We start from the raw sequence: 14206 nt of genomic DNA, 5'->3' as shown, positions 1-14206 counted from the left end.
AAGGGCCGCCCCGCAGCGAGTGCATCGTCCCCCTTCCCGGAGCGCGAAGCGCGCAGAGAGAAGGGGCTGAGGGCCGCGGCTCCAAGCCTGCCTGCGCAGGCTTGGACGGTCCTGAAGAGCTGCCGCCTCTGGCGGCTGCACCGAGCGGTCGCGCCTCAGGGGGATGCTCCGAATCACCCCTCCACAATCATCCGCGTGCGCATTTCCAGGTGGAGTGCGTGGCAGAAGTGCGTGCAGTAGCACCAGAACACACCGGGCTTGTCGGCCACGAAGCTCACCGACTTGGTCTCCAGCGGGTTCACGATGAAGTTCACGTTGTAGTTCGGGATCGCAAAGCCGTGGGTCAAGTCTTCGATCTTGTCCAGGTTGGTCAGGATCAGCGTGACTTCGTCACCCTTCTTGAGCTTGAACTCGCGCAGGCTGAAGGCCGGGGCTTGCGAGGTCAGCTTCACGGTGACCTTCTTGCCATTGCGGAACACGCCGGATTCCTTGGGGTCCTTGACGGCCAGCGGGAACTCGTCGAGCGTGTAGACCTGCTTGGGGCGCACCAAGTCGCGCTTGAAGATGATGAAGTCATGGGGCTCGCCGCGCACGGGGTGGTCGGCCAGCAGCACCATCTTCTCGCCCGAGATGTCGATGAGCTGTTCGTTCTCGGGGTGCAGCGGGCCCACGGGCAGGAAGCGGTCCTTGGAGAACTTGCAACCCACCGCCAGGATCTTGCCGTCGGCAGCCTTGGTTTCGGACTGCGAGGCGTTCAAGTGGCCAGGCTGATATTGCACGTCCAGACGGTCCACCACGTACTTGGCGGTCTTGTCACCGGCGTGGAACTTGATGGCGGCCTCTACGTTCCACTTCACGACCTGGCTGTCCAGGAAGAGGGTGGTGTAGGCATTGCCACGGCCGTCAAACGCAGTGTGCAGTGGGCCCAGGCCCAGTTCCACTTCAGCCACGATGGCGGAGTCCAGTTTTTCGAGCTTGCCTTCAAAGTAGTCGAGCACCTTGGCCAGTTCGATCACGGTGCCGGTGGGCGAGAGCTTGCCGGCGCAGATGAAGTACTTGCCATCGGGGCTGGCGTTCACGCCGTGGGGGTTCTTGGGCACCGACACGTAGGCCGTCAGGGCCGTCTTGGGGTCCTTGTTGGCTTCGTGCGTGCCGTCCACCACGGGCACCTTGCTGGTGCCGATGGTCTTGAACTTGCCAGCCTTCACGGCGGCTTCGATGCGGGCCACGTTGAAGAACAGGCAGGCGTCGCGCTCGGCGGACATCATGTCCTCGTACTTCGCGCCCATCTCGGTGTTGTACTGGTTGGTGGCGGCCAGCTTGCCGTCGTACGAGGTGGCGACCAGGTCGCAGTTGCCGTCAATCAGCACCTGCCAACGCACTTCCATCGTTTCTGCATCGACGCAGCTGAACATGGAGCGGTATTTGCTGGCGTCTTCGGTGCCGGTGTTGGGCATGGGGATCGCAAACTCACCGCCGCAGAACACGCGGGTGGTGTAGTTGATGGCGGGGTCCACCGGGTCGGCCTTGTCCGGGAAGATACCGTGAAAGCCCTGCACGTTGGGCAGCTTGGTGATCTTGTCGCAGATGAAATAGTCGAGGCGGATGCGGGCGACGCGGCTGTTGATCTTGTCGTTGATCCAGGCGTAGCGGCCGTCGTAGTTGCCGTCCTTGTACGAGGCGTGGGTGTGGTGGGTATCCGCCACCGTGTATTCGAGGTGACCGTCGGCCTTGGTGCCCATCACGGCCTTGGATTCGTTGGTGATGCCCCAGCCCACCAGGGCGTCAGGCACGAAGCAAGGAATGCGGGTGATTTCGCGGCCTGATGGCAGACCCAGCACGCGCATGTCGCCCGTGTGGCCGCCGCTCCAGAGACCGTAGTAGGTGTCCAGCTCACCGGGCTTGAGGTGCGGGTTGGCACCCGTGGCGGCATGGCTGGCCGCGGGGGCTGCCGGTGCCGGAGCCGCTGGTGTGGCGGCGCTGGGCTTTTCATTGCAGGCGGCGACGCCTGCGGTCAGGCCCACCAGGGCTGCCGTGTTGATGAAACTGCGTCGGCCCAGGCCAGCTGCGGGAAGGGGACTGTCTTTTCTCTCGGTCATGGTTTTCCTCTTTGGGATCGCTCAGTTGAAAAGGGGTGGTGCTCGCGCAGGGGGGCTGAGCGCCATCCCTGTGCGAGCGGAAAGTGAGGTGTGAAAGCGGGGCTGAAAGGTGGGGGCAGCGGTGGTGGTAGTGGCTGCAGGCGGGGTGGCAGGTGGCGCGTCGGCCGCCAGGCACAAGGGGCAATCGAGGCCTGTGGCATCTGCAGCCACCAGGCCCTCGGCGGCCTTCATCACCAGCCGGGTGCCGCCCGTGCCGGAGCAGACCAGCTCCAGACCTCGGGGCGCTATCAGCGGCGAAGCCGCCGCCGCACCGAGCGCCATGACAAACCACGCCAGCACCCAAAGGCGCAGGTTTCGGAGGGTTTGATGGCTTTGCATGGGGTGGATAATAGATTCATGTAATATGAATCAATTTGATCTGGATCATGTTTCGGCGAGGCCTGCACCTGCCCAAAAGTGCCTCTTGCATCTACAGTCCATGCACCGGTCTGAAGTGGTGCTGGATGCATTTCGCGCGCAGTCACAGGCCCTCTCAGATACTTTTCAACCACCAAGAACAGGATGTATGCGATGCAAAAGAAAACCGTGATGGTCGCCGTAGCGATCTTGGCCGCACTGCTGGCCGGCTGTGGCGACAAGAAGTCGGAGCCCGCACCGGCAGCGGCTGCCCCCGCTGCGGTGACGGCCCCGGCGCCCGCAGCGGCCCCCGCCGCCCCGGCTGTTGCAGAAAATGAAGTGGGCAAGGGCGTGTTTGGCAAGACCTGCGCCATGTGCCATGCCGCGGGCGTGGCCGGTGCTCCCAAGCCGGGCGACAAGGCCGACTGGGGCCCGCGCATTGCCCAGGGCAAGGACACGCTGTACAAGCACGCGATCGAGGGCTTTACCGGCGCCAAGGGCATGATGCCCGCCAAGGGCGGCGCAGCCAATCTGACCGATGCCGAGGTCAAGGCCGCCGTGGACTTCATGGCCGACAAGTCGCTCTGAGCGGAGGGCGCCATGCAGCAAGCTTCTCTGCGCCCCGCCGGCCTGTCGCGCCGTCGCGTGGTGATGGCGCTGCCCTTGCTGGGTGGCGCTGCCTGGGCTGTTGGCGCGTCAGCGGGCGCGCGGGTGGTGTCTGAACGCAGCTCGCGGTCACTGATGGGCACGCAGGTGGATATGGCGGTGGAGGGCATTGACGCCCTGGTGCTGCGCCACGCCATGGACCGGGCCTATGCAGAGATGCAGAGGCTGGAAGCGCTCATGAGCCGCTACCAGCCGCTCAGCGTGGTCAGTCGCATCAACCTGGCGGCGGGCGTGACCCCGGTGAAAGTCCCGGCCGAGGTCATGGCGGTTCTGCAGAGCGCTCAGCGCGTGTCGGCAGTGAGCCGTGGGGCCTTTGACGTGACCGTGGGGGCTTTCAAGTCCTGGAACTTTGGCCCCGGCGAAAAGGTGGTGCCCGGCGCCAGCGAGATCGCGCGGCAACTGCCGCTGGTGGATGCGCGCAGCCTGGTGCTGGACGTTGCCGCTGGCTCTGCCTACCTGGCCCGCCAGGGCATGGCGCTGGACCTGGGCGGTATCGCCAAACTCCCTATTCTCGAAGCGGGCATGAACGTGCTGCGCTCCGAGGGGGTGGAGAACGCCATGATCAACGGCGGCGGCGACGTGCTGACCCAGGGGTTGTGGCAAGGCCGGCCCTGGCGCGTGGGCCTGCGCGACCCGCGGTCTCCCGAGCGCCTGCTGGGTGTCGTGGCCGTGGCGGGTACTGGTGTGGTGGCTTCGTCAGGCGACTACGAGCGTTTCTTCTTCCACGAAGGCCAGCGCCAGCACCATGTGCTCAACCCGCGCACGGGGCGTCCGGCATCGGGCGTGCATGGCGTGAGTCTGGTGGCGCGGGATGTGGCGGCTGTCAACGGACTGGGCGCTGCGCTGATGGTGCGGGGCCCACAGGCGGGCAGGGCGCTGGCGCAGCGCATGCCGGGGCTGGCCGTGTTGATCGCCGGGCAGGATGGCGAAGTCTGGCAGTCTGCTTCCATGTCGGCCTTGCTGGAGCCCATGCCGTCTTGAGCCCGCGGCGCTCGCAGCATGCTTGCGGGCGCTTGCGAGGTCGTCCACAGGGTCTCAGCCTGGGGCCTGGGCCTGCTCGCAGTGCACCTGGAGCAGTTCGCGCTCCGCCAGCGTCGCGCCAAAGCGCACGGCGCTCAGGCAGCCGCCCCACACACAGCCCGTGTCCAGCCCGAGCAGGTCGCTGCGGTTGAGCCAGCCCAGTGTGGACCAGTGGCCAAAGGCCGTCAGCGTGCCGGCCGTGCGCCGTCCTGGTGCCTCAAACCAGGGCATCAGGCCCGCAGGGGCGGCGCTGGCGCCCTCGGTGCTTTCAAAATCCATCACGCCCTCGGGCGAGCAAAAGCGCATGCGCGTCAGCACGTTCACGATCACCCTCAGCCGGTCCGTGCCGGTGAGGGTGTCACTCCAGCGGTCTGGTGTGTTGCCGTACATCGTGTGCAAGAAGGCGGGCAGGTCCGGGCTGCGCAGCACGGCGTTGACCTCCTGTGCGCGCGCCAGGGTGTCGGCGGCGGTCCAGTCGGGTACCACGCCCGCATGCACCATCAACAGAGGCTGACCGGCATGCGCGTGCGTGCGTGCCAGGGGTTGCTGTTGCAGCCAGTCGAGCAGTGCATTACGGTCCGGGGCGTCCAGCACCGACGCCAAGGTGTCGCGTCGGGAGGGCTTGCGTGCGCCGTGCGCTGCGGCCAGCAGGTGCAGGTCGTGATTGCCCAGCAAGCAGCGGATGGCGTCGCCGTGGCGCGCGCAGCGGCGCAGCACGGCGGCGGAATCGGGGCCTCGGTTGACGAGGTCCCCCAGCAGGTACACCGTGTCGCGGCTGGCAGAAAAGCCGATGGTGTCCAGCAGGCGTTCCAGCGCGCTGTCGCAGCCCTGGATATCGCCGATACAGTAAAGAGCCATGATGGTTTTTGGTGGTGAGCGTGATGCAGCAAAGCGTCGATTTTCTGCTGATCGCCCTGCGGGCGTTGTGATGGCGTGGATCAGAACCGCCTGTGGCGAGCTGTGGTACCCCAACGCTGGTCTGCTTGGCCCCGAGGCTGTGCGAGCGCCATAACACTCTGCCGGAATTTTGATGGCAGAAACAGGACCTTTGCCTGCAGTAGGCGTGCAAACTGGGTAGGCCCGCTGGATATTCGAGGCGCTTGCCCAGGGGCAATCGCTTTGGTCGGGGTATTCGTCCTTCCCGAGGTGCCCGTTAAAGCAGGGAAGCGCTGAGGCCAAGGGGGAGATAGCCAAGGCATGAATATGCCTTGCCAAAAATCTGTGGCTTCTTAATACAAAAAATGCTACCTCGCGTGTGTGACAGGCGGTTATCCATATAATCGCGCTGTCTCCAACCCCATTTCCTTAATCAGACACCATGACCAGCTACAAAGAACTTTTGAAGCAGCGTGAAGCGCTTGAGCAACAAATCAGCGAAGCCCGTCGCCGAGAATTGTCGGACGCTGTCGCCCAAGTGCGCGCCCTGGTGGCCGAATATGGTCTGACCGCCCAGGACGTGTTCCCTGCGGGCAAGGCTGCAGGCAAGGTTGGCCGCAGTTCTACTGCAGGCACCAAAGTGGCGCCCAAATACCGTGACCCTGCCACCGGCCAGACCTGGACCGGCCGCGGCAAGGCCCCCAAGTGGATTCAAAACGAAAACCGCGAAAAATTCGCCATCTGAAAAGCAGATCTGCTGCGTTAGAAAAATAGCCCGCCTTTGCGGGCTATTTTTTTGAATCCGGCATTCGATGCAGAGCTTGCCGCGCCAGCGCTGATTCGTGACGCCTCTGCACTTGCCAATCGGCACCGGGTGCCTGCGGAAAAACATCTGCCATCCGCATTCACGGGGTGTTTATCGCAAACCCTCGTTGCCCAAGCTGGGTTTTACCAGGGTGTCAAAAACCTTCTCGGCGCGGTGCCGGTAAGCCTGTGCTGGTTGCTCAACCGGCACCATATTGCCGCGCTATCTTTCGCAGTACCTCTGCAGTAAATGCATCGGCCGGGAAAAACGACTCCACCGCCAACTCCTGCAAGGTCACATCCACCGGGGTGCCGAATATCGTGGTGGTACTGATGAGCGACAGCATGCCGTGCACGCTCTTGAAACAAAAGGGCATCACCACCCCCAGCATTTCACCCTCCATGACGAGCGGAGCAGATTCATCGGGCGTGGGGTATTCGAGCAGTTCGGCCTGCAGTGCCAGCAACGCCGGGTCGGCGGTGGCCTGAATCTGCTGGCGCAGGCGCTCGAACAGGTGGTGGCGCCATTGCGCCAGATTGGCAATGCGTGAAGCCAGGCCCTGCGGGTGCAGGCTCAGGCGGAACACATTGACGGGCGGCGCAAGCAGTTCGGGGCTGACGTGCGCAGCCAGCAGGGCTTGCGCAGCGCGGTTGGCGGCCACCACGTTCCAGCAGCGGTCGAGCGCGATGGCGGGGCAGGGCTCGTGGCCCTTGAGCACCAGCTCCACCGCCTGGCGCGCGGCAGCCAGGGCGGGGTCGTCCAGCGCGCGTTCGCGGTACATCGGGGCGTAGCCCGCTGCTACCAGCAGGGCATTGCGCTCGCGCAGCGGGATGGCCAGGCGCTCGCACAGGCGCAGCACCATGTCGCGACTGGGGTTGGTGCGGCCAGTCTCCATGAAGCTCACATGGCGTGTGGAGATGTCCGCTTCGTCGGCCAGCTCCAGCTGGCTCAGGTGCCGCTGCTGGCGCCACGTGCGCAGGTGGTCACCAAAACTGGCAAGCCCCGCCGCCGCAGCCCGGTGCGGCAGCGGATGGCGCGGGGTTCGACGGGAAGGGGTGACAGGTGTGGCCGGTGTGGATGTCATGCCTTGCATCCTAGGCCCAACCGGCGCGCAGGCCATTACCTGGCACGTCATCGACGCCATGCGCTGCAGCGGCAACGATGCAGCCTTCTTCAACCCCCCAAGGAGCTTGTCATGTTCAACCTGCTGTCTTCTCCCTCGTTCTTGCGTGCTGTGGTCTGGTTCGATGCGTCCACCGGGCTGCTGCTGGGCGCCCTGCATCTGCTGCTGACGGCGTCACTGGCCGAATGGCTGGGGTTGTCGCCCGGTCTGCTGGTGGCGTCGGGCGTGATGCTGCTGGGCTACGGGGCGCTGGCCATCGGCATTGCACGCGCGCCCGCCATGCCACGCGGCGGATTGTGGTTACTGATCGTTGCCAACTTTGCCTGGGCGCTGGCCAGCCTGGCCTTGCTGCTCGGCAGCGCTGTAGCCCCCACGTTGCTTGGCCAGGCCTATCTGTTGGTGCACGTGGTGTCAGTGGCGGTGCTTGCCGAACTGCAGTGGATGGGGGCGCGCCGCCTGCCCGCCTGGGTTGCTGCGTAGTTGGCATTGGAATCGCTGGTGCTGCACATTTAATAGCATTGCAGGCATGTAGATGTACCGCATACGCCGTTTTTGATCTCAAAAGGGGTGTGGCACAGGGTGCTGGCGGTGGCGCGGGGTGGGCGCGGCGGGCGGACTGCAGCGGCATATCCCCGGTGATTGCGCCGTCATGGGGGACTGCCAGAATAGACGCTGTTGCCTTTTCAAGGAGTTCGCCATGGCCTCATCGTCGAAGCTGCAAGCCACCCCATCGTCCAAGCCCGTCCGCCACGCCTTTGCCAACACCCTCAAGGGCTTCAAGACCGCATCGGGCAAGGAGGGCAAGCTCTACTCCCTGCCCGCGCTGGCCAAGCAGTTCCCGCAGATCCAGCGCTTGCCCGTGTCGATCCGCATCGTGCTCGAATCGGTACTGCGCAACTGCGATGGCCGCAAGGTGACGGCCGAGCATGTGCAGCAACTGGCCCACTGGGCGCCGAACGCCGAGCGCAAGGACGAGATCCCCTTTGTGGTCTCGCGCGTAGTGCTGCAGGACTTCACCGGCGTACCGCTGCTGGCCGACCTGGCCGCCATGCGCAGCGTGGCCGCCAAACTGGGCAAGAACCCCAAGAAGATCGAACCCCTGGTGCCCGTAGATCTGGTGGTAGACCACTCCATCATGGTGGACCACTACGGCAAGAAGAATTCGCTCGACCTGAACATGAAGCTCGAATTCCAGCGCAACCGCGAGCGCTACGAGTTCATGAAATGGGGCATGCAGGCCTTTGACACCTTTGGCGTAGTGCCCCCGGGCTTCGGCATCGTGCACCAGGTCAACCTCGAATACCTGGCGCGCGGCATGCACAAGCGCAAAGATGGCGTCTACTACCCCGACACCCTGGTGGGCACCGACAGCCACACCACCATGATCAACGGCATTGGCGTGGTGGGCTGGGGCGTGGGCGGCATCGAGGCCGAGGCCGCCATGCTGGGACAACCCGTGTACTTCCTCACCCCCGATGTGGTGGGCTTCGAGATGACGGGCCAGCTGCGCGAGGGCGTGACCGCCACCGACCTGGTGCTGACGGTGACCGAGCTGCTGCGCCAGCACAAGGTGGTGGGCAAGTTCGTCGAATTTTTCGGCGAAGGCACGCGCACCCTGGCGTTGCCCGACCGCGCCACCATCGGCAACATGGCGCCCGAATACGGCGCCACCATGGGCTTCTTCCCGGTCGACGAAAAGACCATCGACTACTTCAAGGGCACGGGCCGTACCAAGGGTGAGATCGAAGCCTTCGAGGCCTACTTCAAGGCACAGGGACTGTTTGGCGTGCCGCTGGCGGGCGAGGTGGACTACTCGCAGGTGGTGAGGCTGGACCTGGGTAGCGTGACGCCCAGCCTCGCAGGTCCCAAGCGCCCTCAGGACCGCATCGAGCTGGGCAAGGTCAGCAGCCAGTTTGCCGACCTGTTCAGCAAGCCCAATGCACAAAATGGCTTCAACCGCCCGGCCGAACTGCTGCACACGCGCCATCACATCCACCGCGCCGCCGAGGTGGTCGCCGACGTTGCGCCAGACGGCAAACCCACCCCGGCGGGTGCTCCGCGCTCGATGGTGGAGATGGAGGCCAACAAACCCGCCCTGGCCACCGCACACGATCAGGCCCGCACGGCCACATTGCCCGCCAAGGGGGCTGACCCTACCGTGGGCAATGGTGATGTGCTGATTGCCGCCATCACCAGTTGCACCAACACCAGCAACCCGAGCGTGCTGCTGGCCGCGGGCCTGCTGGCCAAGAAGGCGGTAGAGGCGGGGCTTAAGGTGCAGCCACACATCAAGACCTCGCTGGCGCCGGGCTCGCGCATCGTCACCGAATACCTCACGCAGACCGGGTTGCTGCCGTACCTGGAAAAGCTGGGCTTTGCGCTGGCAGGCTATGGCTGCACCACCTGCATCGGCAACGCGGGCGACCTTACGCCCGAGCTGAACGAGGTCATCACCAGCAACGACCTGGTGTGCGCGGCGGTGCTGTCAGGCAACCGCAACTTCGAGGCGCGCATCCATCCCAACCTCAAGGCCAACTTCCTGGCCAGTCCGCCGCTGGTGGTGGCTTACGCCATTGCGGGCACGGTGCTCAAGGACCTGATGACCGAGCCCGTGGGCAAAGGCAAGGGCGGGCGTGATGTGTACCTGGGCGACATCTGGCCCACCAGCGACGAAGTGCATGCGCTGCTGAAGTTCGCCATGAACGGCAAGGCCTTCCGCGAGAACTACGCCAAGGTGGCCACCGACCCCGGTGCGCTGTGGGAGAAGATCAAGGGCGTGGGCGGCACCGCCTACACATGGCCCGCCAGCACCTACATTGCCGAGCCGCCGTTTTTTGCCCAGTTTGCGCTCGACCAGGGCGCGGCGGCCGCGTCTGCCGTGCACGGCGCGCGCATCATGGCGCTGTTTGGCGACTCCATCACCACCGACCACATCTCGCCCGCGGGCTCGATCAAGGAGAGTTCGCCAGCCGGCCAGTGGCTGCTGCAGCACGGCGTGAAGAAGGCCGATTTCAACAGCTATGGTGCCCGCCGGGGCAACCACGATGTGATGGTACGGGGCACCTTTGCCAACGTGCGCATCAAGAACCTCATGATCCCGCCGCAGTCCGACGGCTCGCGCGAGGAAGGTGGCGTCACGGTGTTCCAGAACGAGGGGCCGCTGCAGGGCGAGAAGATGTTCATCTTTGACGCGGCCATGCAATACATGGCGCAGAAGACGCCCACCGTGGTGTTCGCAGGCGAGGAATACGGTACCGGCTCCAGCCGCGACTGGGCCGCCAAGGGCACGCAGCTGCTGGGCATCAAGGCCGTGGTGGCGCGCAGCTTCGAGCGCATCCACCGCTCCAACCTGGTAGGCATGGGCGTGCTGCCGCTGCAGTTCAAGGCAGGCGATTCGTGGGAGACACTGGGCCTGACGGGCAATGAGGTGATTGACGTGGTGCCTGACGCTGCACTCACCCCGCAAAGCGATGCACGCCTGGTCATCCACCATGCCGATGGCACACGCCAGGAGGTGACGGTCACCCTGCGCATCGACACCCCCATCGAGGTGGACTATTACCAGGCCGGGGGCATCCTGCCCTTTGTGTTGCGCCAGCTGCTGGAGGGTTGAGGGCCCGCAGCACCCTCCTTAGCTGCCGCATCGCGCTCTGCGCTGATGCGTGCGCGCAACGCTGGGGCGCAGCGCCGCCCCGGGATGTCGTGGACGGGGTTTCGGCCCCGTTTTTCATGGGGCGAGCGCTCTGGTCATTTCCTTACGTGTAGATACACTTGTGACGTTGTGCGGCCATTTCGCTGGCACTGCCTTTCATCCCGTTGTCCATGCCCCCTCCCAACAGACCTCCGACAGTGCGCGTGCCCTGGTCGGACGCGCCCGCCATCACCGTGGTGCTGGTCGTGGCGGTGCTGGCGCTGGTGGTGCTGCCACTGGCTCAAATGCTGGGAGATGGGGTTGGCACACAGCATGGGCTGGAGCCGTTTTTGGAGCTCGTGGCGGTGCTGCTGGGGCTACTGGTGGTGTCGGTCTCCTTGCACGCCCTGGAGGCGCCGGAGCAGGCGCGTGCCAATGTGCTGGTGGTGGGCTTCGGCATAGCGGCGGCCTGTAATTTTCTGCACGGGGTCCTGGCGCATTCCGGTGATGCACAGATGCCGTCGGGCAATGCCGACATATCTCTGTGGCTGAGCACCTGGGCGCGCGTGGCCGAGGTCTTGACGCTGGGCCTGACCGCGACGCGCCTGTCGGCTCCGGGCCCTAGCCGCGCCTGGCTGGCAGTGGCCGGGGGCGTCACGCTGGTGCTGGCGGGCTCGTCGCTCGGCCCCCTGCCGCAGTGGTTTGCGCATGCCGCGGAGGGAGCCCTGCGCCAGGCCGTGGCCGCAGGTCTTGCCCTGGCACTGGGTGCCTGCGCGGTATTGCTGTACCGGCGCAGCCGCCGCGAGGAGTCCCCGCGCGAGCGCCTGTTCGCCTGGGCCGCCACCGCGTTCGTGGGTGGCGAGGTCACCGTGGGCGTTTTCGGCGGGCATTCAACGCTGGGCGGGGTGCTGGCCCATGGTTTTCGGGTGGTGGCCTACGCGTTGCTGTACCAGGCGGTCTTTGAAGCGGGCATCCGCCGCCCGTTTGCGCGCATCCAGGAGGCTGAGAGCCGGTTGCGCGAGAGCGAGGGGCGTCTGTCTTTGCTGGGGCGCAACCTGCCGCACAGCGTGTTGTTCCAGATCGTGCGCGAGCTGGATGGCCGCGTGCATTGTGTGCACATGGGCGAAGCCATCGAGCGGCTCAATGGGGTGAGTGCCGAAGACGTGCTGCGGGACGCGGGTGTGCTGTACCGGCAGATCCTCCCGGAAGACCTTGACCGGCTCCGCCAGGCCGAGCGCCAGTCCTACCTGTCCATGACCAGTCTGGAGGCGGTTTTTCGGTTGCGGCGTACCGATGGCCAGGTGCGCTGGATGCACCTGAGTTCGTCGCCGCGCCGACTGCAGGATGGCCGAGTGCTATGGGACGGCGTGCAAACGGACATCACCGCCCACCACCAGGCCGAAGAGGCCGCGCACGCCCAGCAGGCACTGATGGCCAATACGCTGCGCCATGTGCCCGGCGGTGTGTCGCGGATTGACCGTGACCTGCGCGTCCTGTACGTCAACGAACAGCAGGCACGCTGGCTGTACACCACGCCGCAGGCCCTGGAAGGCCAGCGGCTGCAGGACGTGATTGCGCCCGAAGTGTTTGCACGCATCCATCCGCACCTGGAAAAAGCCTTTGCGGGCGAGACAGCGGTGTTTGAAAACCGCATCGACGGCCCCGACGGCATGCAGTTTCGCCACACCACTATTGCGCCCGAAAGCGTGACTGCCTTGGGGGTGGCTGCCGTGGTGCTGTTTGCCTACGACTTGACGGCGCTCAAGCGCATCGAGCAGGAGCTGGCCCAGCAAAAGGCGCACCTGGCCAGCGTGGTCAATGCCATGCCGGACATGGTGTTCATGAAAGATACCAACGGGGTGTACCTGTCGGTCAACCCGGTGTTCGAGCGTTTTGCGGGCCACCCGGAGAGCCAGATCGTGGGCTTTAGCGATTTCGACCTGGTGGCACCCGCCGACGCCGAGCGCTTTCGCAAGTACGACCAGCGTGCCATGCAGGCCTGGCAACCGCTGGTGTACGAAGAAACGCTCACTTTTGCGGAGGACGGCTACCAGGGGCAGTTCGAAACCATCAAGACGCCCATCCGTGACCTGCATGGCCGCGTGACGGGTCTGCTGGGCGTGTGCCGTGACATCACAGACCGCAAGCGAGCAGAACAAGAGATCGAACGCCTGGCCTTCTACGACGCCCTCACCGGCCTGCCCAACCGCCGCCTGCTGCTCGATCGNCGTGTCGGGCAACGCCAGGCTGCTCCGCGAGGCCGATGGCTCGGTGGTCTCTCATGGTTTCACCATGGACATCACAGACCGCAAGCGAGCAGAACAAGAGATCGAACGCCTGGCCTTCTACGACGCCCTCACCGGCCTGCCCAACCGCCGCCTGCTGCTCGATCGCCTGCAACGCTCCCTGGCCGCCTGCCAGCGCACCAAGAACCTCGGCGCCCTGCTGTTCATCGACCTCGATAACTTCAAGGACCTCAACGACACCCTGGGCCACGACATGGGCGACCAGCTTCTGTCCCAGGTCGCCACCCGCCTGGTGGGCAGCGTGCGCGAAGCCGACACCGTCGCCCGCTTTGGCGGCGACGAATTCGTCGTCATGCTCGAAGCCCTGGCCCCCGACCTGCAAAACGCCGCCACCCAGGCAGAAACCGTGGCCGAGAAACTCCTGGCCAGCCTGAACCAACCCTTTGACCTGGACGGCGCCCAGCACTACAGCACCCCCAGCATCGGCATCACCCTCTTTGGCGACGAACGCCTCACGGTGGACGAGCTGCTCAAACGCGCCGACCTGGCCATGTACCAGGCCAAAGCCGCAGGGCGCAACACCCAGCGCTTCTTCGACCCCGACATGCAAGCGGCGGTGAACGCCCGCTCCAACCTCGAAGCCGACCTGCGCCAGGGCCTGGCCCGGGGCGAGTTGCTCGTGCACTACCAGCCCGTCGTGGACCACCACGCCCGCCTCCTGGGCGCAGAAGCCCTCGTGCGCTGGCGCCACCCCCAGCGCGGCATGATCAGCCCGGCCGACTTCATCCCCCTGGCCGAACAGACCGGCCTCATCCTCCCCCTGGGCCAATACGTGCTCCAGACCGCCTGCGAACAACTGCAGCGCTGGAGCCAACACCCGGACACCGCCCACCTGTCCATCTCCGTCAACGTCAGCGCCCGCCAGTTCCGCCAACCCGGCTTCGTGGCTGAAGTGCTGCAAACCCTCAAGAACCACAACGCAGACCCCCGGCAACTCAAGCTCGAACTCACCGAAAGCCTGCTGCTGGGAGACATCGAAGACACCATTGCACGCATGGTGCAACTCAAAAGCGAAGGCGTGGGCTTTGCGCTCGACGACTTCGGCACCGGCTACTCGTCCCTGTCCTACCTCAAGCGCCTGCCACTGGACCAGGTGAAGATCGACCAGAGCTTCGTGCGGGACGTGCTGACAGACCCGAACGACGCGGCGATTGTTCGGACCATCCTGGCGCTGGCCAAGAGCCTGGACCTGGAGGTGGTGGCGGAGGGGGTGGAGACGACGGGGCAGCTGTCGTTCCTGAGGCTGCATGGGTGCGAGGGGTTCCAGGGGTATCTGTTTGGGAG

Annotated in this window: 10 protein-coding genes and 1 pseudogene; 7 read left to right on the top strand and 4 right to left on the bottom strand. The window is 65.1% G+C overall.

The features are described 5' to 3' along the window. Window positions 1-173 precede the first annotated feature (173 nt). Together nosZ and ASD94_RS00050 are read right to left on the bottom strand one after the other, a co-directional pair. A complete protein-coding gene (gene nosZ, locus ASD94_RS00055; RefSeq protein WP_056636882.1) occupies window positions 174-2099 on the bottom strand; it encodes a TAT-dependent nitrous-oxide reductase in 1926 nt (641 codons plus the stop codon). Window positions 2100-2120: 21 nt separating this feature from the next. Then, on the bottom strand, window positions 2121-2477 hold the full coding sequence (locus tag ASD94_RS00050) for a hypothetical protein (RefSeq protein ID WP_056636879.1): 357 nt from the start codon (window positions 2475-2477) through the stop codon (window positions 2121-2123). 192 nt (window positions 2478-2669) lie between these two features. On the opposite strand from ASD94_RS00050, the gene ASD94_RS00045 reads away from it, so the two are divergent. Continuing rightward, complete coding sequence (locus ASD94_RS00045) at window positions 2670-3083, top strand: cytochrome c5 family protein (RefSeq protein WP_056637610.1); 414 nt, start codon at window positions 2670-2672, stop codon at window positions 3081-3083. A 12-nt stretch (window positions 3084-3095) separates the two neighbouring features. Next, window positions 3096-4142: an FAD:protein FMN transferase gene (locus tag ASD94_RS00040; protein WP_056636876.1), complete on the top strand. Its 1047-nt coding sequence runs from the start codon at window positions 3096-3098 to the stop codon at window positions 4140-4142. A 54-nt stretch (window positions 4143-4196) separates the two neighbouring features. Here ASD94_RS00040 and ASD94_RS00035 read toward each other — a convergent pair whose 3' ends face one another. Next, window positions 4197-5039 (bottom strand): symmetrical bis(5'-nucleosyl)-tetraphosphatase, encoded by an 843-nt coding sequence (locus ASD94_RS00035; RefSeq protein ID WP_056636875.1) that lies wholly within the window; start codon window positions 5037-5039, stop codon window positions 4197-4199. Between the two features lie 460 nt (window positions 5040-5499). On the opposite strand from ASD94_RS00035, the gene ASD94_RS00030 reads away from it, so the two are divergent. Beyond that, window positions 5500-5802, top strand: a complete 303-nt coding sequence (locus ASD94_RS00030; RefSeq protein WP_056636872.1) for an H-NS histone family protein — start codon at window positions 5500-5502, stop codon at window positions 5800-5802. Between the two features lie 259 nt (window positions 5803-6061). On the opposite strand, the gene ASD94_RS00025 is transcribed toward ASD94_RS00030, so the two are convergent. Then, entirely contained in the window at window positions 6062-6946 is an 885-nt protein-coding gene (locus ASD94_RS00025; RefSeq protein WP_056636871.1) for a helix-turn-helix domain-containing protein, read from the bottom strand. Window positions 6947-7057: 111 nt separating this feature from the next. Between ASD94_RS00025 and ASD94_RS00020 the strand changes: the two genes are divergently transcribed. From ASD94_RS00020 to ASD94_RS00005, 4 genes and pseudogenes are all read left to right on the top strand, one after another. Then, entirely contained in the window at window positions 7058-7465 is a 408-nt protein-coding gene (locus ASD94_RS00020) for a hypothetical protein (RefSeq protein ID WP_056636868.1), read from the top strand. Window positions 7466-7682: 217 nt separating this feature from the next. Next, complete coding sequence (locus ASD94_RS00015; protein ID WP_056636865.1) at window positions 7683-10598, top strand: aconitate hydratase; 2916 nt, start codon at window positions 7683-7685, stop codon at window positions 10596-10598. A gap of 209 nt (window positions 10599-10807) precedes the next feature. After that, window positions 10808-12843 (top strand): annotated as a pseudogene (locus tag ASD94_RS00010) (PAS domain-containing protein); the annotation flags it as partial. Between the two features lies 1 nt (window position 12844). Then, the coding region (locus ASD94_RS00005; protein ID WP_156391312.1) for a bifunctional diguanylate cyclase/phosphodiesterase at window positions 12845-14206 on the top strand (1362 nt) is incomplete at both ends.

It is taken from the genome of Acidovorax sp. Root70, assembly GCF_001428225.1.
Taxonomy (GTDB): Bacteria; Pseudomonadota; Gammaproteobacteria; order Burkholderiales; family Burkholderiaceae_C; genus Acidovorax.
The sequence above is the reverse complement of the archived record's forward strand: the minus strand, read 5'-3'. Positions and strand labels throughout refer to the sequence as shown.

Excerpts from the sequence above, each read along its gene's own strand:
- ASD94_RS00030 (WP_056636872.1), top strand. The coding sequence starts at position 5,500 with ATGACCAGCTACAAAGAACTTTTGAAGCAGCGTGAAGCGCTTGAGCAA.
- ASD94_RS00015 (WP_056636865.1), top strand. The coding sequence starts at position 7,683 with ATGGCCTCATCGTCGAAGCTGCAAGCCACCCCATCGTCCAAGCCCGTC.
- ASD94_RS00040 (WP_056636876.1), top strand. The coding sequence starts at position 3,096 with ATGCAGCAAGCTTCTCTGCGCCCCGCCGGCCTGTCGCGCCGTCGCGTG.
- ASD94_RS00020 (WP_056636868.1), top strand. The coding sequence starts at position 7,058 with ATGTTCAACCTGCTGTCTTCTCCCTCGTTCTTGCGTGCTGTGGTCTGG.
- ASD94_RS00035 (WP_056636875.1), bottom strand. The coding sequence starts at position 5,039 with ATGGCTCTTTACTGTATCGGCGATATCCAGGGCTGCGACAGCGCGCTG.
- ASD94_RS00045 (WP_056637610.1), top strand. The coding sequence starts at position 2,670 with ATGCAAAAGAAAACCGTGATGGTCGCCGTAGCGATCTTGGCCGCACTG.
- ASD94_RS00050 (WP_056636879.1), bottom strand. The coding sequence starts at position 2,477 with ATGCAAAGCCATCAAACCCTCCGAAACCTGCGCCTTTGGGTGCTGGCG.
- ASD94_RS00025 (WP_056636871.1), bottom strand. The coding sequence starts at position 6,946 with ATGACATCCACACCGGCCACACCTGTCACCCCTTCCCGTCGAACCCCG.
- nosZ (WP_056636882.1), bottom strand. The coding sequence starts at position 2,099 with ATGACCGAGAGAAAAGACAGTCCCCTTCCCGCAGCTGGCCTGGGCCGA.